Origin of the sequence: Streptomyces sp. NPDC050422, assembly GCF_044458665.1 — a bacterium.
Lineage (GTDB): Bacteria > Actinomycetota > Actinomycetes > Streptomycetales > Streptomycetaceae > Streptomyces.
In genome coordinates, this window is sequence record NZ_JBITIE010000009.1 from 149,391 (window position 1) to 171,886 (window position 22,496).

A 22,496-nucleotide genomic window follows, 5' to 3' on the forward strand; every position below is an offset into this window, starting at 1 on the left:
TCCGCGGGCACGTGCCGACCGGTTTTGGGCGGCTCAGGCCCGACCCAGTACGTGACGGCCGATGCGTGATTCAGCGGGCCAGCGTTAGTGACCTGGGCCGGAGATTCTTAGGCGGTTCGTCCGACTCCCGGAACTGCGGCCGGTCATGCCGAGGTGAGCTGAATTCCGGCCGGAAGCGGACCGGGTATCGCATCGATCGAGGCGGAGAACTACTGGGGAGCTTCCGACTCAAGTCTGGCGGGATGCGTCGCGATACCTGCGCAGCCGGGGGTCTCGTACGGCGGGAAGCCCGACCAAGGTGTACTCGAAGGCGCGGTGGTGGGGCGCCAGCGGGTACCAGGGGTGCGGCGGCAGAGGGTAGTCGTCTCGCAGCACGCCCTCCGGTAGAACACCCGTCGCGGGCATCGGCGAGGTCTCGCCCGGGTGGGCGAGGTATGCCCAGACTCCGCTGTCCAGCGATACCACAGCCTCCTCGTCGCCGAGCGGGCGCCAAGGCGCGCCCGTAAGGGGGTGGCGGGGGACGAGGAGGACGTCGGGACGGGGCCGGGGTGTGCGGATCCCGGGGCCGGCCAGCCCCACGGACCGGGTTCCGGGCCCGGCGGGTAGGTACTGGTTGACGGCGTGGCCGAGCAGCTCGGCGACGGGGCCGGAGGGGAGTGCCACCGGGCGCCCCTCGGTGGTCGCCACGAGGTGGGCCAGCGCGACTCCGACCGCCGCCTCCCAGTGGCGACTCCACGACCCGTCGGGTTCGACGGGTGGGACGCGGTGCTCGACACGCTCCAGGTCGTCCCAGCCGTAAGGTGGACCGGCCAGGTGTCCCGAGGGACGGGGTACGACCGCGTCGGGCTCCAGCCACACCGCCTGCCACGATCCGCAGTCGTCCATGCGGGTCGCCACGGCTCGCCCGCACCCCTCGCACGCCAGGTTGGGACCGTCCCGGCCGTCCAGACCCTGGCAGTAGCCCTCGCACTTCTCGGGGATCAGGGCCATGGACCGGGAGTCCCCGGGAGCGATGACGATCCTGTTCCGCGCGCCGAAGGAGACCGAGTACACAGGGGCGTAGACACCCTGTCGGGCGGCCGCGTCTTCTCCGACCTCCTCCCACAACCGCCAGGGTGGTCCAGTGGGCCGGGGGTCGACGGCATACGTGGCGGGCTTCATCAGCGGCGGATGGAGTTCCTCCCACCCCCCGTGGTGGGTGTGGACGGGGAGGGCAACCCGGGACACCGGCACCGTCAGCTCCGTGCCGCACTCGGCACACGCGAACACGTCCAAACAAGCTCCCCCTCATCCCAGTTCCCAGGCGGATTGTGACTCGCCTGCGGCGGAGGATCCACCGGATTTCGGAATGACTCCAGTGACCTGAGTCGGAAGTTGCTCGGTAGTTCTCGACCTCTATCGGTCGGTGGTCGGGTCTGCTTCCGATCGAGGTTCGGCTTGTCGCGGCATCACTTGCCGCAGTGCAGGGAGGAGGGCGAAATGCTCAGGAACCTCCGACTCAGGTCACTAGCTGCCTGCTCCGTCAGCAGCGCACAATCGCAGCCGGTGACGCTGAAGGTCGACCTCGGCGACCTTCACTGCGATCAGCTCGCCTTCGCGGACGAGTTGGGCAGGGGTCTCAACCGGCTCGTCGGTCAGCTCTGAGATGTGAAGGAGCCCTTCGACCTCCGGAGCAAGCTGCACAAACACACCGAAGGGAATGATCTTGGTGATCCGCCCTGTGACGACGCGGCCGGCCTGGTCCGCGAAGCGGATGAGTGGATCTTCCTGCAGGGCTTTCAGCGAGAGGGTGACTTGTCCGGATCGCGTCTCGGCGACAATCACCTCCGCCGTGATCCGCTGGCCGGCTTTGACGGCTTCGGAGGGGTAGTCGATCCGAGACCACGTCAGGTCTGGCACTCGGATGAAGCCGGTGCACAAGCCATCAGGCTCGCCGTCGAGGTAGACGAAGGCCCCGAAGTTGCGCACTTCCGCGACGGTCCCGGTGACAACCTGTCCGCGTTCCTTGGTGAGGAGAAAGGATCGCAAGGATGGGATTTCGCACGCCCTGGTGGAGAGATGAAGCTGACCTTCACCCCAACGTCCGATCTCCTCGGCGTTGATCTCTTGGCCGATCTTGAAGAGCTCGGATGGGTGCTCCAGCCGACGCATCGAAGCCTCGTGCCGGGGGACCCGACCGATCTCGGCGTTCTCTCCTTCGCCATCCACAAGCTTCACCAGGACATCCGCTCCGTCGAACCCGATGACCTCCACCGTTCTCACGGGGCCCGGCTGGAGCTGGTTGATCAAGGCTTGCAGGCGAGGGTCAGGAGTTGGATCGGGCATGGAAGTGAGCCTAGCTCCAGCCGTTCAGGGAAACCTCCGGTCCTCCCATGAGGTACCGGTGGAGGGCGCTTGAGGTGGTGTCCACGAAGCTTTCGGGGATTGTGTGGGCGTCGATCCAGCGGACCTGGGAGTGCTTGTGAGGTTCGCGGTTTTCGGGCTCGCCAGCCCATTCGTGCGTGGCGAAGACGACCGTGAGGAAGCCGTTGGGGGACTCAACGCCCCAGGCTCCGTGGATGATGTGGGCCACCTTGAGGGCCTCCGGTTTCACCGTGAGGCCGGTCTCCTCGTAGAGCTCGCGGACTGCCGTCTCAGTGATGGGCTCGCCCGGTTCGCTCTTGCCGACGGGGAGGTCCCACATGCCCCGGGCGAACTTGGCGTTCTCGCTGCGCTGGAGGAGGACGACGCGATTGGTGGCCTTGTCGTGGACGATGACGGCCGCGACCAGCAGGGTCATGGATTCGAGTGCCGGCTTGAGCGCCGGGGGGCGGTTGTCGGTCTGCTGGGCCACGGGGTTCCCTTCGTCGGGCGGGTTGTTGGGCATGTTAGGCGAGGGCCTCGCGGGCTCGGCGGGCGAGATCTGCGGCGCCGGGGACGCGGCGGCGCTGGTAGATCGCGAGCGTCGAGCGGATCGAGGTGATCGCCTTCCGGGTGCGGTCGGAGGTCATGCCCTCCATGAGGACCAGGGCCTGGGTCCAGGCCGCGACAGCTTCATCGGCTCGGGCCTGGGCGGCGAGGCTGTCGCCCAGGTCGGCATGGGTGAGGGCGTGGACGCGCTTGTACTTCTCCGGGTCCCAGCGGGTGAGGGCGTCGCGGTGCTGCTGTTCCGTACCGATGTGGTCGGCGAGGTCGGTCAGCGTGCGGGCGGTGTGGCTGGCCACGGTGCCGGCGGCGGGACCGCTGACGCGGGAGAAGCTGGGCTGGGGACCGTCCTCGCGCAGGAGGGCGTCTTCGGCGGCGAGGAGAGCGCGGGCGGCCAATGGGTTCTCGCCGACCGCTGCGTAGGCGCGAGCGTGCGTGATGTGGAGGAGCGCTTCTGTTTGGCCGTCTACGTGGCCGAGGCCGCGGGTGAGGGCTCCTTTGACGAGGTCCACGCAGTGGTGGGGTTGCTTGAGGCTGAGGGACTGGTGGGCGAGGGCGCGCATCATCCAGGCGGCGTGGCCGTGGGGGTCGGCTTCGCAGGCGAGCTGGTAGCCGACCTGGTAGTAGCGCTGGGCAGCGCCTTCGTGTCCAAGGTCGTGGTGCTTCCACCCTGCGAGGTAGGCGAGTTCGGCGACGGCGCCGAAGGCGGCCTGGCGTAAGGCTTCTGTGGGGAAGCGTCCGCGCAGCATGGGGGCTGCTGTGTCGGCGAGGTAGGCGGTGACTGTGGTCAGGCCGTGGCCGCCGCCGAGGCGTTCGTCGGCGGCGCTGAAGGCCGCCGTGATCTGTCGTACGACATCGATGTCGTCGCTGCCGACGAGGGAGCGGGCGGTGCGGGCGCGGAGCATCCGGGAGGTGGCTTCGTGGTCGTGCAGGAGCGGCATGGCCACGCCGGCCGTGGTGAAGGCGGCGATGGCAAGGAAGCGGCGGCGTTCGACGTCTGCGCGGCCGAGGTCGGTGACCGCGGTGACGGGGTCGGTGCCCGGTGGCGACTGCGTGTCGGGTGAGTGGAGGCCGAGCTCGGTTCGGGTGACGACGCGTCCCAGCCGCCGTGAGAGGGCTTCGGCGAGGTACTGGCCTGCCTGGCCAGTCGGCGTGCGGGCACCGCCCACCCAGTGGGAGATGGCCGACTTGTTGGTCTGGAGCAGTTCGCCGTTCTCGGCGGCGATGCGGCGTACATCCTTGGCGAGCGCGTCATACGTGCACCCGGCGGCGTTGATCGTGTCGCGCAGGCGGGAGTTGGCGCTGGTCGGTGTCGACACGATCGCCTCCGCTCCGGATCCGTAAACCGTGTATACCGCTTGGCCTCGCTCACACCGTACCCACTCTGCGTAGCGGGCGGTTCACTTATCGACAGCCGCCCCACTCACGGCATCGCGGGCCGGGCGGCCCCCAAGTGCCGTACGCCCCAACGGGCTCGGGCATTCCTGTGCCCCGGGCCCGGACGATCAGAGACGGAGACACGGTGACCACCATCGACACCGCGACCATCACGGTCGAGCTGCCCGACGCCTTCGACCCGCGCTGGAACCGCCTGCCCGGCATCCAGGTCGACGGCCGGCGCATCACCATCGACCCGGCCGAGTACTTCTTCCGCTTCGAGTCCAGCACCTGGCTCGTCGCCGACTGGGAGCTGGTCAAGGCCCAGCTCCTGGACGTGGACGAGACTACCGAGAGCGCGGTCGAGCAGCTCGCGCTCGACTTCATCAAGCAGCACAGCGAGTCCACGTCCGACGCGGCCCGTGTGCTGGCGACGGCGTACGGGGTGTACTCGTACCTCTTCCGCGAGGAGCACCTGGCCGGCCTCGGCCTCCCGCAGGTCACCGCCGACCACCTGCGCATGCTGCGCGAGGCGGCCACGCTGATGGCGCTCAACAAGGTCGAGGTGGACGGGCACATCTCCAACGTCGGCCCGTGCTGGTTCTTCCCCGCCGCCACCTCCGTCGTCTTCGACCTTGACGACGCGACGGGCGGAATGCTCGACGAGGTCTACCACGGCGGCTGGTTCAACGAGCACCGCCGGATCGAGTCCATCAAGGCCCACGCCGCGCTCGGCGGCCGGCTCGTGCACGGCTGCCAGTCCGTGCCGGACCAGTCCGGCGGCGTCGTCGCGCCCTACGGTGCCTCGATGGCCAACTTCCGTGACGACCTGGCCGAGTTCAAGGCGGGCTGGATCGAGCAGGTCTACGTCCACCGCGTGACCGCAGCCGAGTAGCCCCGCCCCCAGTACGGCTCCGGGGCGGGCCGGCTCGCGCGCCGCCCGCCCCGGAGCCCACCAGTCCCCTGGAGAAGACCCACATGGACCAGAGCCTGTCCGCCACCCTGCTGGACGACCTGTGCGCCCTCGTCGGCAAGCCCCTCCCCGAACGTACCGAGATTCGCGTCTGGGGCATGTCCGGCGTCGAACGCGTCACCTTCCCCGACGGCACTACGGCCGTTTTCAAGTACGCCAAGGAACCTTTCGACCGCGAGGCCCAGGCACTGCGGGCGGCATACCAGCGCGGCCTCCCGGTCCCCGCCCTCCACGCCACCGCCATGCAGGACAAGTGGCTCGGGATGCTCATGGACGACCTCGGCACTCCCGTACGGGACGCCGACGACCTCGACGGCGTCGCCGCCGCCGTCATGCTCCATGCCGCCCGCCCGGCGGGCGGTCTACCCCTCCTCGACGGGGCGGGCCTCGCGGCCCTGCCCGGCCGGGCCCTCGATCACCTCCAGCGGCTCCGGAAAACCGACCGATGGGCGGACTGCGACGACATCGAGACGGCGTTGGGGAAGATCTCCGCCGCAGCCGAGACCCGCGTCCAGGGGGCGACGCTCGACCCGTTCGGCTGGGTCCACTCCGAGTTCCACCCCACGAGCATCCACATCGGGGAGAACGGCTGGCACCTCCTCGACTTCGCACGCGCCTTCACCGGCCCCGGCCTGATCGACCTCGCCTCGTACCACGGCACCACCGACGTACCGAGCCCCTTCCGAATGCGGGTGCTCCTGGAGCAATACGTCACCGCAGGCGGCCACGAGGACGCCCTCGCCGCGCGGGGCGGCCTGGCCGCAGAGGCATGGGCCCTGGGCTGGCACCGCATGTGGGCCGTGGAGTGGTTCATGGAGCAGGCCATCCGCTGGATCGACGACCCGGCCAAGGACCCCGCGTACATCCCCGTCGTCCGCCGCCACCTGGGCGACGTGGCCCAACTCCTGGAGGTCTAGGTGCTCGCCCAGATCTCCCCCTGGTACGCCCACGCAGCCCAACGCACAGCCGCCGCTCCCGCGCACGCCCTCACTGCACGGGCCCGGATGGAGTGGAGCACCCACGCGGGCATCGGTCCCGGCGCCGAGATCCTGGGCCGGGACCTGTGCGGCAAACCCGTCCTGGAGCTGGGCTGCGGCCCCGGCCACAACGTGGCCCACCTCGCGAAATACCACCAGGCCCGCGCCACCGGCGTGGACCTGATCGGCCTCCAGGTACGCCGGGCCCGCTCCCACTACGGCCACATCGACGGTGTCACGTTCGCCGCCGGGCACGCACTGCACCACCTGCAGGCCACCGGCCGGACCTTCGACGCGATCTACTCCGTCTTCGGCGCCGTCGGCCTCGTCGCCCCCGAGCTCCTCCTCGCCGCCATCTCCCGACGCCTGGAACCGGGCGGAGTCCTGGCCTTCTCCGTTCCTCACCCGGCACGGGCCGGAAGACATCCATCCACGGACGACCGTCCGCGCGAGGACTACGTCACCATGCCCGACCGCACCCGACTGCCCCTCGCCCGATGGGAGTTCGACGCCCGCCGCTGGGACGCCCACCTCTCCCGGACCGGCCTGCGCATCACCTCGACGGTGGAGCTGCGGCACCCGCGCCGCGACCCGTGGCCCACCACCCTCCTGATCACCGCCCGCAAAAGCTGACCGACGGAGGCAACGATGACCCCGCCCTACCTGCTCCTCGACATCGACGGCGTCCTCATACCGTTCCCGGCCGCCGACGGCAGCACCCCGCCCACCCACGTCCGCCACACCGTCCTGCCCACCGGCCGACACCCCGACGACCCCGTCCCCATCTGGCTCAACCCGAGCCAGGGCGTCCTTCTCACCGACCTCCTGACCAGCGGACTCGTCACCCCCGTGTGGTGCACGAGCTGGCGCAGGGACGCCACCACGATCATCGGTCCTCTCCTGGGGCTGCCCGACTTCCCCTACCTCGACCTGCCTCGCCCCCAGATCACTACCAGTCACCCCGACGGCTACCTCTGGAAACGCGACCACGTCGAGGTCTGGCTGGCAGACGCTCCCGCCATCTGGATCGACGACGACTTCACCAGCCTCGACTGCGCCTGGGCGGCGGAGCGTACCGCCAGGGGAACGCCGACCCTGATCGTTCAGCCCGACCCGCAGCTCGGGCTGCAGCCCGAGCATCTGACCGAGGTGACGAAGTGGGTCGCGCAGTTGCCCACAGCCCGCGCCATTTGACGACTGATGCCCTCGCTGCCGCGAGCAGCGAGGGCATCAGGATGCGCTGTGGGGTCTGACTCTCTGGGCGCCTGTGAAGTCGGGGCCCGACTCAGGCGGTGCCGACTGCCCTGCCGGATCTACGGATCGGCTGGCCGAGGAGCTTCTCCACCTCCGCGGATGCGGCGTCGAGGAATTCCTGACCGAACAGACAGAGCGACTGTTCCCAGGGGTGCCCGAAACTGCCCATCCGGAAGTCTTCCGAGAGGTAGATGTAGTAATCCCCATCGGGGTACGGGCTCAAAGGCCAGGCCGACTGCCCCGGGCCACCGACGCCCAGCGGTGCCAAGCGATACGACGTGTGCTGCCAGTCGAGCGCGAGCAGCGTTCCGCTCGGGCCAATGCAGGAAGTCAGCCCCTGCTCGACCACCTCGACCAAGCGGTCCAACCGCTCGTATTCAGGGTCGTCGTCAAGCGCGGCAAGGCTCCAGGCAACCGATGCGACGGGCTCCTTGATGGCCGGCCACTTGAGAGAACTCGTACTCGGCCGGAACGTGAACTCGTCGTAGAAGCGGTCCCAAACGCGCCGGTACTCGGTCTCAAGTAGCTCGACCACGGGGCTCTCCATCATGGCCCGACCCTATCGAGTCGCCCGTGTGAGGATCGGAGACGGATCCTTCACGGACCATCGCTTCCCTCGACTCGGGCCATCAAGGTATTCCGTGAGAGGCGGGGGACGGCCTGATAGCCTGCGATCTTCGCCGGTCACCCGGACGGAGTCCCCCGGCAGGTCTTCATGTCTTGCTCTGAGCAGCTCATGACAGCTCTCGATGCCCTGGACCACGCCTTCGCCTCAGAAGGTTCCTTCCTCGTCACAGGATGCACGTACTGCTACGGCGATCGCGACTTCGCCGAACTCTCCGGCCCGCTGCACCTCATAGGCGACGACCTGGTTTCCTCGGTTGCCGCAAAGACGCCTGATCATTGGGAAGACTTTCCTCGTCTCTATCGTCACCTCGTCCCGCGCATCATTCGCCTACTCGTCACAGGCAGGCTCCACATCGACGAGGAGCTCATTGCCTCCCGCTTGATCCACGCGGGCTGGGCCACCTGGGACTTGCCCTTGGCCGAGGCCCTGCAGGACGTCTGGTCCGCTTGGTGGCAGAGCACGCTGCATACTCACCCCAGCCCCGTGCCCGTCAGGGATTCCCTCAGCGTCATCACCGTGGCCACCAACAGCCTGCGTCCTTGGCTGAACGTATGGACCGCGACCAATACCCCAGCCGCCGATGCGCACTTGGCAGACCTCGTTGACGACGTGATGTTCGAGTTCGAGATCACTGACTTGCGCCTGGGCTTCTACGATGAGTACGACGCCACTGCCGAACTGCTGGGCTGGCTTCTCACCGACGTGCGCGATCGTGTCATCGACACATGTCTCGACGCCCCCTTCCTCTATGAGCGCCTTCAGGCAGCCGCTCAGCGCTCCAGCTGATGCGCTATGCCATGAGGAACTGAACGGAAAGCACCCACGGCGGAGCGAGCGTCAAGCGGGTTCAGTTGGTCCCCGGCCGCGCTTCCGCCGTCGCCACCCTGCGGATCCACGCCCATCTGCGGCCAGGAGAAAAAAAGACCGCACCCGGTCCGCGACGGACGCCGTCATCGGCGCCCCGCGGACCGGGTGCGGTCAGGTACGGGCGACGCGACCCGCGATATCGGGGGTCGGGCGGCCCAACCGGAGATCAGGCCTTCTTGGTCTCCCAGAAGATCTTGTCGATCTCGGCGATCAGGTCGAGCGCCTTCTGGCCCGTGGCCGGGTCCGTGGAGCCCTTAGCGGCCGACAGCGCCTTGAGGGCGTCGTTGACCAGCTGGTGCAGCTCCGGGTACTTCTCGAAGTGCGGGGGCTTGAAGTAGTCGCTCCACAGCACCGAGACGTGGTGCTTGGCGAGCTCGGCGCGCTGCTCCTTGATGACCACCGCGCGGGCCCGGAAGTGCGGGTCCTCGTTGGCCTGGTACTTCTCCTGGACGGCCTTGACGGACTCCGCCTCGATGCGGGCCTGGGCCGGGTCGTACACGCCGCAGGGGAGGTCGCAGTGGGCGCTGACCTTCACCTTGGGGGCAAACAGGCGGGAAAGCATGGGGCTGTCCTTCCTCGTGATCGTCTTCTCAGGTGGGACATTACTCCGTGAGAGGCGTGATTTAGCGGGTGCCCCCGTGGGCTTAGGCCAAAAGTCCAGGGTGAGGATGGGACCAGTGGCCGAATGCACGGAACCCTGTGGGGGACGGTGTACTGGACGGACCGTGGAGGTGCCGGAGAGATGCGGGAGGTGCCGGAGGTGCCGGAGCTGACCGATGACCAGCCCGGACGGGGGCTGGCGGCGAGAGTCCCGTTCCAGGTGGTGGAGGTGACGGGGCCTTCGATGGTGCCCACGCTTCACCACGGGGACTGGCTGCTCGTGCAGTACGGGGCGCCGGTGCGCCCCGGTGACGTGGTGATCCTGCGGCACCCGTTCCAGCAGGACCTGCTGGTGGTCAAGCGGGCCGTGGAGCGGCGGGCCGGTGGCTGGTGGGTGCTGGGTGACAACAGTTTCGCGGGCGGGGACAGCACGGACTACGGGACCGTGCCCGAGGACCTCGTCCTGGCCAGGGTCCGGGCCCGCTACCGGCCGCTGACGAAGGATCAGCGCTCGGTGCGCGGCGTGGTGGGTTGGGCGGTCTCCGCGCTGCGGCCGGTCTCCGCCGCCCGTTCCGTCTCCAGGCGCTTCCGGGCCCGGTAGGCGGCCACGTTGGCGCGGGTCGCGCAGCGGTCCGAGCAGTAGCGGCGCGAGCGGTTGGTCGAGGTGTCGAGGTAGGCGTTGCGGCACGGTGTCGCCTCGCACAGGCCGAGCCGGTCCACGCCGTACGACGTGAGGTGGAAGGCGAGACCCATCGCCGCGATCGCGGCGTAGCCCGCCGTGGCGTTGGACGGGTGGTCGGACAGATGCATGTGCCAGTCCGGCTTGCCGTCCGAGTCCCGGGTGTCGTGCCCGGAGATCTGCGGGCTGACCGGGAACTCCAGCAGCAGCGAGTTGAGCAGGTCGACGGCGAGCGTCTCGTCGCCGCCGTCGGCCGCCTCGAAGACCGCGCGCAGCCGGGCCCGTACGGACCGGAAGCGGGTCACGTCCGCGTCGGTCGCCCGCCGTGCCGCCTGCCCGTTGGCGCCGAAGAGCTCACGCACCGCGTCGACCGAGGTGAGGGCGTCCTTGTTGCGGGCCGGCTCCTCGGTGTTGACCAGGCGCAGGGCATAGTCCGAGTAATAGGCCAGTTCCACTTGTAGTCCTTACCGGGTCGGTCTAAGGTCGGGGCGACGATGACGATGTAATGGGCTGCTGCCAGCCCAGGGTATTACATGGAGGTTTCGGGTGACGGAATCAGTGACGGGCACCGACTGGCAGGCTTGGCAAAGCAGCTGGGACCGGCAGCAGGAGTGGTACCTGCCCGACCGCGAGGAACGCTTCCGGGTCATGCTCGACATGGTCGAGGCCTTCACAGGCCCGGAACCGCGGGTGCTCGACCTCGCGTGCGGTACGGGAAGTATTACGGACAGGCTGCTGCGGCGGTTCCCGAAGGCCACCAGCACCGGCGTCGACCTCGACCCCGCGCTGCTCGCCATCGCCCGCGGCACCTTCGCCGGCGACGAGCGCGTCAGTTTCGTGACCGCCGACCTCAAGGACCCGCGGTGGACGGAGCGGCTGCCCCACGACTCGTACGACGCCGTCCTCACCGCCACCGCCCTGCACTGGCTCCACAGCGAACCGCTCACCGCCCTCTACGGGCAGATCGGCGGGCTCGTCCGGGAAGGCGGCGTGTTCATGAACGCCGACCGCATGATCGAGACGGGGACTCCCCGGATCAACGCGGCCGAACGCGCCCACCGGCACGCCGGCATGGACCGGGCCAAGGGCGCCGGGGTCCTGGACTGGGCGGACTGGTGGGCACTGGCCGCGAAGGACCCGGTGCTCGCCGGGCCGACCGCCGAGCGCTTCGAGATCTACGGTGAGCACGCCGACGGCGACACGCCATCCGCGGCATGGCATGCGGACACCCTGTGCGCGGCCGGGTTCGCCGAGGCGCGGGCCGTCTGGTCCTCCCCCTCGGACAGTCTGGTGCTCGCGGTGAAGTAGCGGCACCATGCGGGGCGGGGCGGTGCGGACGACGGTCCGTGCCGCCCCGCCATTTTTTGGCCTACTGCCGCAACCCGCCTTGCGTCCCACCGCACTGGAAGGGTGAGACGGTCCGCGCCCGCGGACCAGGGGGAGGGACACTGACGATGCGGAGCGATGACGACGACGCGCTGCACGCCTTCGTCGAGAGCAGACGCACCGCACTTTTCCGCAGCGCGTATCTGCTCTGCGGCGACCGGCACGAGGCCGAGGACCTGGTCCAGGCGACGCTGGTCAAGGTGGTGCTCGGCGGACGGCGGTACGGGCGGCTCGACAACATCGAGGCGTACGCGCGCAAGACCCTGATCAACACCTTCATCGCGGCCCGCCGCCGGTTCTGGCGGCGCGAGCAGTCGTACGGCGAACTGCCCGAGCGGGCGGTCCACGCACCCGACACGGACACCGGCCTCGCGATACGGGCGGCACTCGCCCGGCTCACGCCCAGGCAGCGGGCCGTACTGGTGCTGCGCTTCTGGGAGGACCTGAGCGTCGAGGCCACGGCCCAGGTGCTCGGGATGCGGGAGAACACGGTCAAGAGCCACGCGGCTCGGGGGCTGGCGGCGCTGCGCGCCGAGATGGCGGAGGAATTGGTATGAACGACGTGCGGGAGCTGCTGGAGCGGGCCGCCGAGGAAGCGGGGCGGCCGGTCATCAGCACCGAGGAGGTCTACGCGCGGGCGGCGCGGGTACGCAGGCGCCGCCGGGTCGCGGTGTCGGCGGCGGCGGTGTGCGCGGTGGCGGCGGGTGCGTTCGTGGTGCCCGGGATCTCGGCGGGAGGAGAGGCGCCGCGGGCGTCCTCGGTCGCGGCCCCCGGCAAGGTCGCCGGCAACACCGCGCGGGCCCGGAAACTGATCAAGCTGCTGCCCGAGGGAGTCGGCTCGGTCGAGCAGGTGTCGCCGCGCGACATCTTCAAAGTGGGCGGGACGGCTCAGCACATCGTGGAGCCTTCGGGCGGGCCGCTCAGCGGGCTCTACGCGGTCCGCAGGGGCGGCGGCGTCGGCTTCCTCGAAGTGGGGGGGATGGCACCTCCCGGCTTCCTCCGGAACACGAACGTGTGCGCAGGGGCGGGGGCGCTGCAGCGTAAGGACTGCGTCCGGGAGGAGCTGCCGGACGGGAGGGTGCTGACCATCTGGAACGACCCGAAGACCCTCATTCACAGCAGCTTCGCGCAGTGGGGCCCGGAGCTGTCGGGCTGGCTCACGCTCAAGGACGGCAGGCGGCTGGCCGTGCGGGCCAGCACCGGGTTCGAGGGCGACGCCGCGCTGGGGCCGCTGCTCAGGACCCCGCCGCTCACGCGGGCGCAGCTGCGGACGCTGATGCTCAGGCCGGAGCTGCTGCCGGTGAAGTAGCGCGTACGTACGCGAGGGCGGTACGGGCCCCGTCGGCCCGTACCGCCCCCGCGCGCGTGCTCGCAGTTACAGCACCTTCGACAGGAACGACTTCGTCCGGTCGTGCTGCGGGTTGGTCAGGACGTCGCGCGGGTGGCCCGACTCGACCACCACGCCGTCGTCCATGAAGACCAGCGCGTCGCCGACCTCCCGGGCGAAGCCCATCTCGTGGGTGACGACGATCATCGTCATGCCGTCCTCGGCGAGGCCGCGCATGACGTCGAGCACGTCGCCCACCAGCTCCGGGTCGAGCGCCGAGGTGGGCTCGTCGAAGAGCATCAGCTTCGGCTCCATGGCCAGCGCCCGGGCGATGGCCACCCGCTGCTGCTGTCCGCCGGAGAGCTGCGAGGGGTAGTTCTTCGCCTTGTCGGACAGGCCGACGCGGTCCAGGAGACGTTCGGCACGGGCCCGGGCGACTGCCTTGGACTCGCCCTTGACCTGGACGGGGGCCTCCATGACGTTCTCGATCGCCGTCATGTGGGGGAACAGGTTGAAGCGCTGGAAGACCATGCCGATGTCGCGGCGCTTCAGGGCGACTTCGCTGTCCTTGAGCTCGTAGAGCTTGTCGCCCTTCTGGCGGTAGCCCACCAGCTCGCCGTCGACGGACAGCCGGCCGGCGCTGATCTGCTCCAGGTGGTTGATACACCGCAGGAAGGTCGACTTGCCGGAGCCGGACGGGCCGATCAGACAGAAGACCTCGCGCGGGGCGACCTCGAGGTCGATGCCCTTGAGGATGTGTGCGGCGCCGAAGGACTTGTGGACGCCCTCGGCCTTCACCATGGCGGTCATGCCATGCCTCCCTTCGGGCGGCCCAGCGACAGCAGGTTGGCCCTGATCTTCTGCATCGGGGTGGGCGGCAGACTGCGGCTGGAGCCGCGGGCGTAATACCTCTCCAGGTAGTACTGCCCGACGCTCAGGACCGAGGTCATGACGAGGTACCAGGCCGCGGCGAGGAAGTACATCTCCACCGGGGCCCCGGAGGCCTGCCCGATGTCCTGGGCGTATTTGAAGAGCTCGTAGAACTGTACGGCCGCCACCAGCGACGTGGTCTTGAGCATGTTGATGACCTCGTTGCCCGTGGGCGGCACGATCACCCGCATGGCCTGCGGGATCACGACACGGCGCAGCGTCTTGCCGTGGCTCATGCCGAGCGCGTGCGAGGCCTCCGTCTGGCCCTCGTCGACCGAGAGCAGACCGGCGCGGCAGATCTCCGCCATGTACGCGGCCTCGTTGAGGCCCAGGCCGAGCAGCGCCGTCAGCAGCGGCGTCATGAAGCTCGACCAGTAGTCCTTGTAGACCGGCCCGAGGTTGATGTACTCGAAGACCAGACCCAGGTTGAACCAGACGAAGAGCTGGACCAGAACCGGTGTTCCGCGGAAGAACCAGATGTAGGACCACGCGATCGACGAGGTCACCGGGTTCTTCGACAGGCGCATCACGGCCAGCAGGATGCCGCCGCCCACGCCGATCACCATCGACAGGACGGTCAGCAGCAGCGTCTGGCCGACCCCCTTGATGATGCGGTCGTCGAAGAAGTAGTCGGGGACCGCGCCCCAGTTGATCTTTCCCTGGCTGAAGGCGTAGATGATCGCGACGAGCGCGGCGATGGCGACGACCGCCGAGACGTACCGGCCGTAGTGCCGGACCGGAATGGCCTTGATCGCCGCCGGTCCGGCCGGCGGTGTGGGGGGTGCGGGCGACCGGTCGACCGGGCCCGTCTTCTCGATGTCAGTCACGGCTGATGCCTTTCAGGGCCGGATCCGGTCAGGATCCGCCGTTCAGCTTGGCCTCGGTGACCGCGCCGGCCTCCACACCCCACTTGGCGATGATCTTCCCGTACTCGCCGTTCTTGATGATCGCGTCCAGCGCGGCCTGGATCGCCTTGGTGAGCTGGTCGTTGCCCTTGGCGACGGCGATGCCGTACGGGGCGGCTTCGACCTGGTCGCCGACGATCTGGAAGTCCTTGCCGCCGCCCGAGGTCTTCACCGCGTACGCGGCGACCGGGAAGTCGGAGGAGCCGGCGTCGGCGCCGCCGGAACGCAGCCGGGTCTGGGCCTGCAGGTCGTTGTCGTAGGACTCGATGGCGATCTTCTTGCCGCCGGTGCACTTCTTGGACTCGGCCTTGGCCAGGTCGTTCGAGACGGTGTTGCGCTGGACGGCGATCTTCTTCCCACAGAGGTCGGCCCAGGTCTTGATCCCCTGGTCGTCGCCCTTCTTGGTGTAGATCGAGACACCGGCGGTGAAGTAGTCGATGAAGTCGACGCCCTCGCCGACCTTCTTCTTCGTCTCGGGGTCGATGCCGTTCTGGCGGTCCTTGGTGTCGGTCATCGCCGACATCGCCAGGTCGTAGCGCTTGGCGCGCAGACCGGTGACGAGGGTGTCGAAGGTGCCGTTCTCGAACTGGAACTCCACGCCCAGTTCCTTGCCGAGCGCGGCGGCGAGGTCGGGGTCGATGCCGACCGTCTTGCCGGAGTCGTCCTTGAACTCGACCGGCGGGTACGCGATGTCGGAGCCGACCTTGATGACGCCCTTGGACTTGATGTCCGCGGGGAGCAGGGCGGCGGCGGAGGCCGAGGAGGACGCGCCGTCGCCGGCCTTGGGCGAAGCAGAGTCGCTGGAGTTGTTCTTCGTCTGGTCGCCGCAGGCGGTCAGCAGCATGGTGCCGGCGACCGCGATGGCGCCGACCGCGGCGATCCGGGACTTCGCGGTCGTACGACGAGTGGTACGTGCGGTCATGAGGGGTTCCTCCGGCAGGTGAAGGGGGTGTAACCAGGCGGTATGGCACACGGCGCCGAGTGTCGCCGCCTTGTGTGATTACGGCATCTTGCCATTCGGACTAGCCCAATCAGGGGGCGCAGCATGTCAAAATCGGGTAACGGGACACCCCCGAACCCAGTGGGCCGGCACATCAAGGCCGGACCTTTCCCTGGAATCGTTTCTTCCTGCCGGAAAATCCCCTGCCCAGGACCTGCTCTGGGCGGGTTTCATGTCGACTGGCCGACTTGTGTGTATGTCCCACTATGAGACGTGTCACCGTGGGGATACCGACTCGTCTGCGGTGTGGCCTGTCCGGTAAGAAGGACGTTTACACCCCTCATCCGGGGCTCAGGGCGCGTGTGCGGCGCGCCCGCGCGTATGAATTCCTCCCCGCAGAGGCGGACCGATCGCCCAGCGCGGGGAACGTACGCGGTGCCCACCCACCCCTCCTCAACCAGGAGTGGCCACCCTCGAACGATGAAGACTTAAGGGGTCAACACCATGGCAGCGGAGATCGTCAATCCTCGCAGCGACAGCAACACGGACAGCACGACAGCCGGCACCACCGACGAGCCGTTCGATCCGGCCTTCGCGCTCCACCGGGGCGGGAAGATGGCCGTGCAGGCCACCGTCCCGATCCGGGACAAGGACGACCTGTCCCTCGCGTACACGCCCGGCGTGGCGAAGGTGTGCAGCGCGATCGCCGAGAATCCCGAGCTCGTCCACGACTACACCTGGAAGTCCCAGGTCGTCGCCGTCGTGACGGACGGCACCGCCGTGCTCGGTCTCGGTGACATCGGCCCCGAGGCCTCCCTTCCGGTGATGGAGGGCAAGGCCATCCTGTTCAAGCAGTTCGGCGGTGTGGACGCGGTGCCGATCGCGCTCGCGACCACCGACGCGGACGAGATCGTGGAGACCGTCGTCCGGCTCGCCCCGTCCTTCGGCGGCGTGAACCTGGAGGACATCTCGGCGCCGCGCTGCTTCGAGATCGAGCGCAAGCTCCAGGAGCGGCTCGACATTCCCGTCTTCCACGACGACCAGCACGGCACGGCCGTGGTCACCCTCGCGGCCCTGCGCAACGCGGCGAAGCTGTCAGGGCGCGGCCTGGGCGAGCTGCGCGGCGTCATCTCGGGCGCGGGTGCGGCCGGGGTCGCCATCGCCAAGTTCCTGCTGGCGGCGGGGATCGGCGATGTCGCCGTCGCCGACCGCAAGGGCATCGTCAGCCGGGACCGCGACGACCTGACCGAGGTCAAGCGGGAGCTGGCCGAGCTCACCAACAAGGCAGGGATCTCGGGGTCCCTGGCGGACGCGCTCGCCGGCGCGGACCTCTTCATCGGCGTCTCGGGCGGTACGGTCCCGGAGCCGGCCGTCGCCTCGATGGCGCCCGGCGCCTTCGTCTTCGCCATGGCGAACCCGAACCCCGAGGTCCACCCCGACATCGCGCACAAGTACGCGGCGGTCGTGGCGACCGGGCGTTCGGACTACCCGAACCAGATCAACAACGTGCTGGCGTTCCCCGGCATCTTCGCCGGCGCGCTCCAGGTGCGGGCGTCGCGGATCACCGAGGGCATGAAGATCGCCGCGGCGAACGCGCTGGCGGACGTGGTGGGCGACGAGCTGGCCGCCGACTACGTGATCCCGTCGCCGTTCGACGAGCGGGTCGCCCCGGCGGTGACGGCCGCGGTGGCCGCCGCGGCGCGGGCGGAGGGTGTGTCCCGGCGCTGAGGTGCGTGAGTGCGGGGGTTCGGGCGCGGCGCCTTTCCGGGGGCGCTGCCCCCGGACCCGCGCTCCTCAAGCGCCGGAGGGGCTTGATTGTGCCCCTCCGGCGCTCGAACGAACCGGCCGGGGCCGGTCGCTGACACGCGCGGTGCGTGTCACACCCGCAGCCGGTTACGCCCGCCCGTGGCCCCGCCTATCGTCGGCCCCATGTTTGCCGCCTACGCATCCCGCCTCGACCGCGACCACCCCCTCAACGGCCTTGAGCTGGGCGAACGCCCGGCTCCCGAGGCGCGTGCCGGGTGGACCACCGTCAACGTCCGGGCCGCCTCCCTCAACCACCACGACCTCTGGTCCCTGCGCGGCGTCGGCCTGGCCGAGGACAAGCTGCCGATGATCCTCGGCTGCGACGCCGCGGGCACCGACCAGGACGGCAACGAGGTCGTCCTGCACTCCGTCATCGGCCAGACCGGGCACGGGGTCGGCCCCGACGAGCCCCGCTCCATCCTGACCGAGCGCTACCAGGGCACGTTCGCCGAGCAGGTGACCGTCCCCAGCTGGAACGTGCTGCCCAAGCCGAAGGAGCTCACCTTCGAGCAGGCCGCCTGTCTGCCCACCGCCTGGCTGACCGCGTACCGCATGCTCTTCACCAACGCCGGGGTGCGGCCCGGCGACTCCGTCCTGGTCCAGGGTGCCGGCGGCGGTGTCGCGACCGCCGCGATCGTCCTCGGCCGGGCCGCCGGGCTGCGGATCTACGCCACCAGCCGCGACGAGGCCAAGCGCAGGCGGGCCGTCGAACTCGGTGCGATCGAGGCGTACGAGCCGGGCGCACGGCTGCCCCACCGGGTCGACGCCGTCATCGAGACGGTCGGCGCCGCCACCTGGTCCCACTCCGTCAAGTCCCTGCGCCCCGGCGGCACGCTGGTCATCTCCGGGGCGACCAGCGGCGACCGGCCCTCGCACGCCGAGTTGACCCGCATCTTCTTCCTGGAGCTGAAGGTCGTCGGTTCGACCATGGGCTCCAAGGACGAGCTGGAGGACCTGCTGGCGTTCTGCGCCACGACGGGGGTGCGTCCCGTCATCGACGAGGTGCTGCCGCTGGACCGTGCCCCCGAGGGATTCGAGCGCCTCGCCTCGGGTGACCAGTTCGGGAAGATCGTGCTGACTGTCAACTAGGGTTGACGTGCGTCATGGTGTCAACGTAAGTTGACACCATGACCGAAGCAACGGATCTCGCCGAGCGCGCCGGCGACCGCGACCCCCGCGTGGGGCTGCGGTCGGTCGCCGCGCTGCGGCGGCTGCTGGAGCAGCTCGAAGCCGTACAAGTCAGAAGCGCCCGTGTCCAGGGCTGGTCGTGGCAGGAGATCGCGGCCGAACTGGGCGTCAGCCGGCAGGCCGTGCACAAGAAGTACGGGAGGCATTGATGTTCGAGCGATTCACCAAGGGTGCCCGCGCCACCGTGACCGGCGCCGTGACCCATGCCGAACGGGCCGACGCCGGTTCGGTCACCGAGGAACACCTGCTGCTCGCCCTGCTGGACCAGGAGGGCAGCCGGGCGTCGTTCGCCGTCGCCGCACTGGGCCTCACGGACCGCAGGGCCTCGGTGGAGGCCGCACTCGCCGACGCACGCAGGCGCGGCGGGATGACCAGGGCCGACGCCGACGCCCTCGCCGGCATCGGCATCGATCTCACCGCGATCGTCTCCCGCATCGAGGAGGCGCACGGCGAAGGGGCCCTGCGCGGCGACCGAAAGGAACGGCGCCGGTGGCCGGGCACCCGTGCGTTCACCAAGGAGGCCAAGAAGATCCTGGAGAAGTCGCTGCGGATCGCACTCGGCCGCGGTGACCGCTTCATCGGCGAGGAGCACCTCCTGCTGGCCCTCACCGCGTCCCCCGGGGTAGTCGCCGACGTGCTCGCCGAGCACGGCGCGACGTACGAGACGGTCAACCGTGCGCTGTACGGGGACGGCGACGCGCGCCAGGAACGCAAGGCGGGCTGAACGCGGCGCGGCCCGGGGAGTGTTCCCGCTCCCCGGGCCGCCCCGCTGCCGGCGCCCTACTTCGCGGTGCCGTCGGTGTCCTTCCGCAGCAGCGCCCCGATGTGGGCAGCCGCCGTCGAGAGGTGGCGGCGGGCCTCCGTGAGCTGGTCCTCCGTCACCCCCCGGTCCCTGGCCGCATCACGGATGTCGTCGCGGAAGCGGTCGAGCAGGCGGTCCAGGTCGCGGGCCGGGTCACCGGTGCCGCCCGCGTCCCTGCCCCAGTCCGGATCGGCGTCAACCGGGGCGGCGAGGCCGTCCTCAGCGACATCCGGCTTCACGTACGGGGGCCAGTTGCCCGTACGTGCGAAGCCGCCCAGCTGGCCGGTGATCTCGGCCAGCCCCTCCCGTACGCCTGCCGGCCAGTCGCCCCGGGCGAAGTGGTCCTGGACCTGGCGCGCGGCGTTCTGCATCTGCTCGCGCGCCCTGTCCTGGGCCTCCTTGGCCTGGCGGCGGGCCTGCTGGGCCTCCTCGCGGGCGCGGCGGGACTCGTCCTTCGCCCGGCGGGCCTGCTCCTTCCATTCCTGCTTCGCCTTGCGCAGCTCCTCCTTAGCGGTGCGCCAGGCCTCCTTGTCACCGAAGTCGCCGAAGTTGCCCAGGTCGCCGAGATCGCCGAAGGGGGACGCCTTGCCGGCCTTGCCGCCCGGCCGCGAGGAGCCCGTGTGCCGCGACTCGTCGGCCGCGGCGCGCATCTCGCTGCGCAGCTTGCCCGCCGCGCCCCTGACGTCGTCGCGGATCTCGGCGGCCAGCTCGGAGACGGACTCCCTGATCTCCAGCTCCAGATCGGCGAGCTCGCCGGTGCGGCCCGCCAGTTCGGCGCGGCCGGCGTCGGTGATCGAGTAGACCTTGCGGCCGCCCTCCGTGGCGTGTGTGACCAGGCCCTCCGCCTCCAGCTTGGCCAGGCGCGGGTAGACCGTGCCCGCCGACGGGGCGTACAGGCCCTGGAAGCGTTCCTCGAGGAGCCTGATCACCTCGTAGCCGTGGCGGGGGGCCTCGTCGAGCAGCTTCAGCAGGTAGAGGCGCAGGCGGCCGTGGGCGAATACGGGGGGCATGTCAGAGCACCTTTCCGGTCGGCTCGGCGTCGTGCGGATCGTCCTCGGCCGGTGGGCGGCGCAGCAGGGCGATCGATCCCGAGACCGTCGTCGCCCTCAGTGTCCCGGTTCCGGAGCCCAGCGTGCCGGTGATCTTCTTCGCGCCCCACTGTCCGCTGACCCGAAGATCCTCGAAGCCGTTGGAGACGGAGCCGCTCGCGGTGTTCGCCTCGACCTTCGCGTCGGCCGGGTGCGGCAGGCGGATGGCGAGCGCGCCGGAGATGGTGGCCAGCCGGACGTCGGTGGGCTTCCCGGTCGGGTCGAGGTCGAGCACCATGTTGCCGCTGACCGACTCCGCCTTCACCGAGGCCCCGGCGCCCTCGACGACGGTCAGGTCGCCGGAGACCGAGTGGAAGCGCAGTTCGCCGGTGACTGCCTGGGCTTCCACGTTGCCGGAGACGGTCTCCGCGCCGACCGGTCCGGCGAGTCCGACGAGCGTGGTGTCGCCGGTGACGCCACGTACGTCCGTACGACCGCGGACCCCGGACACGAAGGCTCCGGCGCCGACCACGCCGACCTCCACCGCCGACCCGGCCGGGACCGCGAGGGAGACGACCGCGCGGCGCTGCCAGCCCTTGCGGTCGAGCCACTTGAGCATGCTCTGCCAGGCCAGGTCCTCGTAAGCGACGGTGAGGACGCCGTCCTGCTGCGTGACGATCAGGGGTGGCCCCTCGATGTCGGAGACCTCCAGCCTGGCGGTCGGTTCGTCGGTGCCGACGACGTTGACCGTTCCGTTGACGATGCGCACGCTGAGCGCGGTCACGGGTTCGTCGAAGGTGAGCCTGCGAGGCTCGGCGATGGCCCACGTCGACACAGGCATGGATCTGACCTCCTGGGGAGCGCGGATGACGCAACATATCGCGTCTCTTGCAGAACACGATATATCGCGGATCGTGGAAGTCAAGGTGCGTCAGCGGGGAGGGGTGAGGTGACTGGCGGAGCAGAGTGCGTCAAATGCGGGCAATCTGACCTACCGTGTGGGGCATGGACGCGACATCACCCGTGGGAGCACTGCTGCTGTGCCGGGCCGAACCGGATACGGTGCGGCCGGTCGCCCATCTGCTGCGTGAGCGGATGCTGCTCGCGCCCGCCGGGGAGGGCTGGAGCGTCCTCGTACCGGAAGGGACGCCCTGGCAGCGCGGGAGCGGCGGACAGCCGGCGCCGGGGGAGGCCGCCGAGCCCGTAGACCGGGTGCTCGGCGGCTGGGCCACCGCGCTGGCGGTCGGCTCGACCTGGCCGGTCCTGGCCCTGTGGTGGGACGGTGACCGGGCCGGATACACGCTGGCCGCGGGATTCCGCCGCCCCGTCGGCTACGTGTGGCTCGCCGACGGGACCCCGGCGGGTGAGGACGAGGCGATGCGTACGTTCGCCGAGCGGCTCGGCCTCGATCCCGTGCTGGACGTCCAGGCCCTCGAAGCCCTGACCCGCCCCGATCCGGAGGCGAACGCCCGGGCCCGGCTGCGCGGACTGCTCGCCGTGCTCGCCCGCATCGGGCTGGAACTCCCGCCGGGCCTGGATCCCGGCGAGCCCTCCGGCCGGCTGGTCACGGGGGCCGACGCGTGGCCGCAGGCCGAGCGGATCGCGTGGACCGGTTGGCGCGACGTGGTCAAGGTCGAACTCGAAGCGGTCGAGAGCAGCCCCCTGGGGCCCTGGATGCGCGGCCCCAGGGCCCGCGCCCTGGCGGGCGCCCAGCTGGCGGCGGGGCTCCCGATCGCCCTCTGGGGAGCGGGCCGGCGCAGGGGCGGATGGGTCTTCGCCGGGGCGCTGCTGATGGTGCACGGTGCGCTCGGCCTCGCGTACGACCGGATCAGGGACGAGGAGCCGGGCGAGGGGAGGGGCGGCCCCTGGACGCCCCTCGTCGGTCAGTCCACGTACCGCTGATCATTCGGGTACCGCTGATCATT

The 22,496-nt window shown here is 69.8% G+C and carries 26 protein-coding genes; 14 read left to right on the plus strand and 12 right to left on the minus strand.

All coding sequences use genetic code 11. The features are described from left to right. Window positions 1-228 precede the first annotated feature (228 nt). The 4 genes from ACIBJG_RS15935 to ACIBJG_RS15950 form a co-directional block, all read right to left on the minus strand. Entirely contained in the window at window positions 229-1,275 is a 1,047-nt protein-coding gene (locus ACIBJG_RS15935; protein WP_399308080.1) for a hypothetical protein, read from the minus strand. 231 nt (window positions 1,276-1,506) lie between these two features. Beyond that, on the minus strand, window positions 1,507-2,325 hold the full coding sequence (locus tag ACIBJG_RS15940; RefSeq protein ID WP_399308081.1) for a S1 RNA-binding domain-containing protein: 819 nt from the start codon (window positions 2,323-2,325) through the stop codon (window positions 1,507-1,509). Window positions 2,326-2,335: 10 nt separating this feature from the next. Continuing rightward, entirely contained in the window at window positions 2,336-2,866 is a 531-nt protein-coding gene (locus tag ACIBJG_RS15945; RefSeq protein ID WP_399308082.1) for an NUDIX domain-containing protein, read from the minus strand. A 1-nt stretch (window position 2,867) separates the two neighbouring features. Beyond that, window positions 2,868-4,223, minus strand: a complete 1,356-nt coding sequence (locus tag ACIBJG_RS15950) for a tetratricopeptide repeat protein (RefSeq protein WP_399308083.1) — start codon at window positions 4,221-4,223, stop codon at window positions 2,868-2,870. A gap of 203 nt (window positions 4,224-4,426) precedes the next feature. Between ACIBJG_RS15950 and ACIBJG_RS15955 the strand changes: the two genes are divergently transcribed. From ACIBJG_RS15955 to ACIBJG_RS15970, 4 genes are all read left to right on the plus strand, one after another. Next, window positions 4,427-5,176, plus strand: a complete 750-nt coding sequence (locus ACIBJG_RS15955; RefSeq protein ID WP_399308084.1) for a hypothetical protein — start codon at window positions 4,427-4,429, stop codon at window positions 5,174-5,176. 83 nt (window positions 5,177-5,259) lie between these two features. Continuing rightward, complete coding sequence (locus tag ACIBJG_RS15960; protein WP_399308085.1) at window positions 5,260-6,171, plus strand: aminoglycoside phosphotransferase family protein; 912 nt, start codon at window positions 5,260-5,262, stop codon at window positions 6,169-6,171. Further along, a complete protein-coding gene (locus ACIBJG_RS15965) occupies window positions 6,172-6,864 on the plus strand; it encodes a class I SAM-dependent methyltransferase (protein ID WP_399308086.1) in 693 nt (230 codons plus the stop codon). Between the two features lie 15 nt (window positions 6,865-6,879). Then, complete coding sequence (locus ACIBJG_RS15970; RefSeq protein WP_399308087.1) at window positions 6,880-7,425, plus strand: HAD domain-containing protein; 546 nt, start codon at window positions 6,880-6,882, stop codon at window positions 7,423-7,425. A gap of 91 nt (window positions 7,426-7,516) precedes the next feature. Here ACIBJG_RS15970 and ACIBJG_RS15975 read toward each other — a convergent pair whose 3' ends face one another. Further along, window positions 7,517-8,035, minus strand: a complete 519-nt coding sequence (locus tag ACIBJG_RS15975; RefSeq protein WP_399308088.1) for a DUF2716 domain-containing protein — start codon at window positions 8,033-8,035, stop codon at window positions 7,517-7,519. 165 nt (window positions 8,036-8,200) lie between these two features. Between ACIBJG_RS15975 and ACIBJG_RS15980 the strand changes: the two genes are divergently transcribed. Further along, the gene (locus ACIBJG_RS15980) at window positions 8,201-8,899 is read left to right on the plus strand and encodes a hypothetical protein (protein WP_399308089.1); all 699 of its coding nucleotides are present in this window, start codon (window positions 8,201-8,203) and stop codon (window positions 8,897-8,899) included. Window positions 8,900-9,146: 247 nt separating this feature from the next. On the opposite strand, the gene sodN is transcribed toward ACIBJG_RS15980, so the two are convergent. Then, window positions 9,147-9,542, minus strand: a complete 396-nt coding sequence (gene sodN, locus ACIBJG_RS15985) for a superoxide dismutase, Ni (protein ID WP_219567071.1) — start codon at window positions 9,540-9,542, stop codon at window positions 9,147-9,149. A 180-nt stretch (window positions 9,543-9,722) separates the two neighbouring features. On the opposite strand from sodN, the gene sodX reads away from it, so the two are divergent. Further along, window positions 9,723-10,181, plus strand: coding sequence for a nickel-type superoxide dismutase maturation protease (gene sodX, locus ACIBJG_RS15990; RefSeq protein ID WP_399308090.1), 459 nt, complete (start codon window positions 9,723-9,725; stop codon window positions 10,179-10,181). Here the strand turns inward: sodX and ACIBJG_RS15995 are convergent. After that, window positions 10,085-10,714 carry a CGNR zinc finger domain-containing protein gene (locus tag ACIBJG_RS15995; protein WP_399308091.1) on the minus strand — a complete coding sequence of 210 codons (630 nt, stop codon included), beginning with the start codon at window positions 10,712-10,714 and terminating at the stop codon, window positions 10,085-10,087. The genes sodX and ACIBJG_RS15995 overlap by 97 nt on opposite strands. 91 nt (window positions 10,715-10,805) lie before the next feature. On the opposite strand from ACIBJG_RS15995, the gene ACIBJG_RS16000 reads away from it, so the two are divergent. The 3 genes from ACIBJG_RS16000 to ACIBJG_RS16010 all read left to right on the plus strand — a co-directional run bounded on the left by ACIBJG_RS16000 (window position 10,806) and on the right by ACIBJG_RS16010 (window position 12,954). Beyond that, the gene (locus ACIBJG_RS16000) at window positions 10,806-11,567 is read left to right on the plus strand and encodes a class I SAM-dependent methyltransferase (protein ID WP_399308092.1); all 762 of its coding nucleotides are present in this window, start codon (window positions 10,806-10,808) and stop codon (window positions 11,565-11,567) included. A 146-nt stretch (window positions 11,568-11,713) separates the two neighbouring features. Next, window positions 11,714-12,202, plus strand: coding sequence for a SigE family RNA polymerase sigma factor (locus ACIBJG_RS16005; protein WP_399308093.1), 489 nt, complete (start codon window positions 11,714-11,716; stop codon window positions 12,200-12,202). Further along, a complete protein-coding gene (locus ACIBJG_RS16010) occupies window positions 12,199-12,954 on the plus strand; it encodes a hypothetical protein (RefSeq protein WP_399308094.1) in 756 nt (251 codons plus the stop codon). The genes ACIBJG_RS16005 and ACIBJG_RS16010 overlap by 4 nt, the downstream gene beginning before the upstream one ends. A 66-nt stretch (window positions 12,955-13,020) precedes the next feature. On the opposite strand, the gene ACIBJG_RS16015 is transcribed toward ACIBJG_RS16010, so the two are convergent. From ACIBJG_RS16015 to ACIBJG_RS16025, 3 genes are read right to left on the minus strand one after another with little or no spacing between them, the layout of a single operon-like run. Next, window positions 13,021-13,782, minus strand: coding sequence for an amino acid ABC transporter ATP-binding protein (locus tag ACIBJG_RS16015; RefSeq protein ID WP_285564637.1), 762 nt, complete (start codon window positions 13,780-13,782; stop codon window positions 13,021-13,023). After that, a complete protein-coding gene (locus ACIBJG_RS16020; protein ID WP_399308095.1) occupies window positions 13,779-14,729 on the minus strand; it encodes an amino acid ABC transporter permease in 951 nt (316 codons plus the stop codon). Before ACIBJG_RS16020 ends, ACIBJG_RS16015 begins: the two co-directional genes overlap by 4 nt. Before the next feature lie 28 nt (window positions 14,730-14,757). Then, the gene (locus tag ACIBJG_RS16025; RefSeq protein WP_399308096.1) at window positions 14,758-15,729 is read right to left on the minus strand and encodes an ABC transporter substrate-binding protein; all 972 of its coding nucleotides are present in this window, start codon (window positions 15,727-15,729) and stop codon (window positions 14,758-14,760) included. A 522-nt stretch (window positions 15,730-16,251) separates the two neighbouring features. On the opposite strand from ACIBJG_RS16025, the gene ACIBJG_RS16030 reads away from it, so the two are divergent. The 4 genes from ACIBJG_RS16030 to ACIBJG_RS16045 all read left to right on the plus strand — a co-directional run bounded on the left by ACIBJG_RS16030 (window position 16,252) and on the right by ACIBJG_RS16045 (window position 19,465). After that, a complete protein-coding gene (locus ACIBJG_RS16030) occupies window positions 16,252-17,475 on the plus strand; it encodes an NADP-dependent malic enzyme (RefSeq protein WP_399308097.1) in 1,224 nt (407 codons plus the stop codon). 201 nt (window positions 17,476-17,676) lie between these two features. After that, a complete protein-coding gene (locus ACIBJG_RS16035; RefSeq protein WP_399308098.1) occupies window positions 17,677-18,642 on the plus strand; it encodes a zinc-binding dehydrogenase in 966 nt (321 codons plus the stop codon). A gap of 38 nt (window positions 18,643-18,680) precedes the next feature. Further along, entirely contained in the window at window positions 18,681-18,890 is a 210-nt protein-coding gene (locus ACIBJG_RS16040; RefSeq protein ID WP_266782775.1) for a sigma factor-like helix-turn-helix DNA-binding protein, read from the plus strand. Next, window positions 18,890-19,465 (plus strand): Clp protease N-terminal domain-containing protein, encoded by a 576-nt coding sequence (locus tag ACIBJG_RS16045; protein ID WP_399308099.1) that lies wholly within the window; start codon window positions 18,890-18,892, stop codon window positions 19,463-19,465. Before ACIBJG_RS16040 ends, ACIBJG_RS16045 begins: the two co-directional genes overlap by 1 nt. A gap of 56 nt (window positions 19,466-19,521) precedes the next feature. Here ACIBJG_RS16045 and ACIBJG_RS16050 read toward each other — a convergent pair whose 3' ends face one another. Then, on the minus strand, window positions 19,522-20,553 hold the full coding sequence (locus ACIBJG_RS16050) for a helix-turn-helix transcriptional regulator (RefSeq protein ID WP_399308100.1): 1,032 nt from the start codon (window positions 20,551-20,553) through the stop codon (window positions 19,522-19,524). Window position 20,554: 1 nt separating this feature from the next. Then, window positions 20,555-21,412: a DUF4097 family beta strand repeat-containing protein gene (locus ACIBJG_RS16055; protein ID WP_399308101.1), complete on the minus strand. Its 858-nt coding sequence runs from the start codon at window positions 21,410-21,412 to the stop codon at window positions 20,555-20,557. Between the two features lie 164 nt (window positions 21,413-21,576). On the opposite strand from ACIBJG_RS16055, the gene ACIBJG_RS16060 reads away from it, so the two are divergent. Next, window positions 21,577-22,473: a hypothetical protein gene (locus ACIBJG_RS16060; protein ID WP_399308102.1), complete on the plus strand. Its 897-nt coding sequence runs from the start codon at window positions 21,577-21,579 to the stop codon at window positions 22,471-22,473. The last annotated feature ends 23 nt before the right edge of the window (window positions 22,474-22,496 follow it).